The organism is Delftia sp. ZNC0008, from assembly GCF_000799035.1.
GTDB lineage: Bacteria > Pseudomonadota > Gammaproteobacteria > Burkholderiales > Burkholderiaceae_C > Comamonas > Comamonas tsuruhatensis.
Genome location: NZ_JTKZ01000902.1, coordinates 1 through 2,649, shown reverse-complemented (window position 1 = coordinate 2,649; position 2,649 = coordinate 1). Strand labels below are relative to the sequence as shown.

The 2,649-nt window shown below is 66.6% G+C and carries 1 protein-coding gene and 2 pseudogenes; 1 reads left to right on the top strand and 2 read right to left on the bottom strand.

Annotated elements, in window-relative coordinates; genetic code table 11:
- Both L995_RS29185 and L995_RS29180 read right to left on the bottom strand, forming a co-directional pair.
- Nucleotides 1-204: pseudogene (locus tag L995_RS29185) on the bottom strand (DUF5691 domain-containing protein); the annotation flags it as partial.
- A complete protein-coding gene (locus L995_RS29180; RefSeq protein WP_047474913.1) occupies nucleotides 201-1,661 on the bottom strand; it encodes an SWIM zinc finger family protein in 1,461 nt (486 codons plus the stop codon). The gene L995_RS29180 and the pseudogene L995_RS29185, both read right to left, overlap by 4 nt.
- Before the next feature lie 483 nt (nucleotides 1,662-2,144).
- Here L995_RS29180 and L995_RS29175 point away from each other — a divergent pair.
- Nucleotides 2,145-2,649, top strand: a pseudogene (locus L995_RS29175) (putative DNA modification/repair radical SAM protein); the annotation flags it as partial.

Genomic DNA, 2,649 nt, shown 5'->3' with positions numbered 1-2,649 from the left:
CGCCACGGCGCTGGCGCGCAGCAGTTGCTGGGCGGGCGAGTCGCCGGGCAGGTCCGCCCGGGGCAGCAGCGCGGCCTGCACGGCCTGCTGCGACCACGGGGCAGACGGATCAACGCCCGAAGCCAGCGCAGGCGGCACGGCCAGCCGGTCCGAGCCGACCATGGCCGATTGCTGCAGCGCAGTCCAAAGTTGTGTGTTGCTCATACCGGTTCACCCTGGTTCTGCCAGATACATTGCCGGGCACTTTCGCCCTCGCGGGCCTGCCAGGCGCTCAGCAGGCGCCAGCGGCCCACGGCCGGGCCGGGCTCCCATTCGCCAAACAGCTGCATGGGCGCGCCGCCGCTGAGCGCCAGCAGGCGCCAGGCTTCGGCATCGTCAATGGCCACGGGAACGGGTTGCACAGACGCGGCAGTGCCGTCAGCAGACACGCCGGGCGCAGCCGCCGATGCGCCCGGCGCATCGGGCCAGGCCGCAAACCATTGGCCCTGGGCAGGCACCAGGCGCAACCCGTCCTGGCACAGCGGCTGCGTGGCCTGCAGCGGGTTGGCGGCAATGCGCCGGCCCATCTGCTGCAGGACGTCGCCCACGGCCGAGGTGTCCAGCGGGCTGGCGCCCTCGGCAGGCAGCGCAGGCCCGTTGCCGTTGGCGGCAATGGCGCGCAGCGGCGCATGGCCCGGGTAGAAATTCAGCGCGCATCCGTAGCGATGGCCAGGCACCCAGGCCGATTCGAAGCCGCGCCCGCCCTGCGCGTAGTCCAGCACCAGGGCCATGCGCCCCGTGCGCTGGCCCTGCAGCCAGACGCGCCGCTCCATGAGCCGGCCTTCGCGCTCGATCATGCGCAGGCCGGCCACCAGCCACTCGTCCTCGACCAGCTGGCCCCTGGCCTGCACCTCGGCCTTGTCCATGGGCCAGCCCAGCGCGGCCATCACGTCGGCCTTGACCTCGGGGCTCAGCGATTCGCGGCGGCGCACGGCGTCAATGATCAGCTGCCAGTGGCCCAGCTGCACCAGCATGTCGCGCGGCCAGTCGCGGTGGCTGTCCACCAGATCCCGGCAGTCCTTGATGCGTGCCGCCATGCCCGTGGCCTGCGCATCGACCATGCGCGCGGCCATGGTGTTCCAGCGCTGGCGCATCTGGGAGTCGCCGGCCTGGTTGGCCAGGCCCGCGCGCACCATGTCCTGCATCCACAGCGACAGTTCCTGCAGGCCCGCCTCGACCTTGTCCCAGCGCTTGTCTTCGCGCCTGGCCTGCTGCCCGGCCGCAACCTCGGGATCGGGTGGCGGCTCGGCCGCCGCAGCGGCAGCCTTGGCCTCCTTCTTCTCGGCCTTTTCCTGGCGGCTGTCCAGCCAGGTCTGCACCCAGGCCGGTGGATCGCCGCCCTCGGTGACCTGGCCGCCCGCACGCATCAGCATCAGCGCCAGCCCATGCTTGCAGGGGAACTTGCGGCTGGGGCAAGAGCATTTGAAGGAGGGTCCCGACAGGTCCACCTGGGTCTGGTAGGGCTTGCTGCCGCTGCCCTGGCACTCGCCCCACACCGCCACATCGTTGGCGCCCATGGCGGGCCATTTGGCGGGCGATTGCAGTCCCTTGGCGGCCTTGCTGGAGGAAGCGTCCGGCGATAGCGCCAGCACTTCGCTCTCTGTTCCTAATACACGCGACACCGAAGCTCCCTCTCCAAGTGTTTGTCATCGCCAGGCGCATTGAATGAAGAAAAAACGACCGCGCCCGGCAAGCCCGAAAGCCTATCAGCAATAGTTATCGGCAATTTGAAACAAATCACAACAACGTCAAACCTCTCTCCCATGAACCGGGAACCCCATGGCGCGCAGCCAGCTGCGCTATATCAGCGCATGCATTGATGGCACCAAGCCGTACCAGCCTTCAGGCATTAAAAAAAGACGCAGGAAACACGCATTCACCATTTCCTGCGATGCACATCGCCACCCATTGAAAGCAAGCACTCATTCCGCACTGAAAACGGTTTCATTCCATTGCACTGGCAACCATTGCAATCCGCTGGCCATTGCGATAGCCGACAGTGCGTTCAAACCGGAGCCAGGCAAGGCCGGACCAGACCCTGGCTGGGGGATGGGCTCTCGAAAAACCGGATGTGCCAGGCAAATATACTGTATATTCATACAGCCATGGAGCTGCAACGCAAACTTTTCATCCTCGCCGACGCCGCCAAGTACGACGCCAGCTGCGCCTCCAGCGGATCGCAGGGGCGCGACTCGCTGGACGGCAAGGGCATGGGCTCGGTCACCGGCATGGGCATCTGCCACAGCTATGCGCCCGACGGGCGCTGCATCTCGCTGCTCAAGATCCTGCTGACCAATGTCTGCATCTTCGACTGCCGCTACTGCATCAACCGCAAGAGCTCCAACGTGCAGCGCGCCCGCTTCACGGTGGCCGAGGTGGTGCAGCTGACGCTGGACTTCTACCGGCGCAACTGCATCGAGGGGCTGTTCCTGTCCAGCGGCATCATCCGTTCCAGCGACTACACCATGGAGCAGTTGGTGGAAGTGGCCCGCCGCCTGCGCGAGGAGCATGACTTTCGCGGCTACATCCATCTGAAGACCATCCCGGATGCCGCCCCTGAATTGCTGGCCCAGGCAGGCCGCCATGCCGACCGCCTGAGCATCAACGCGG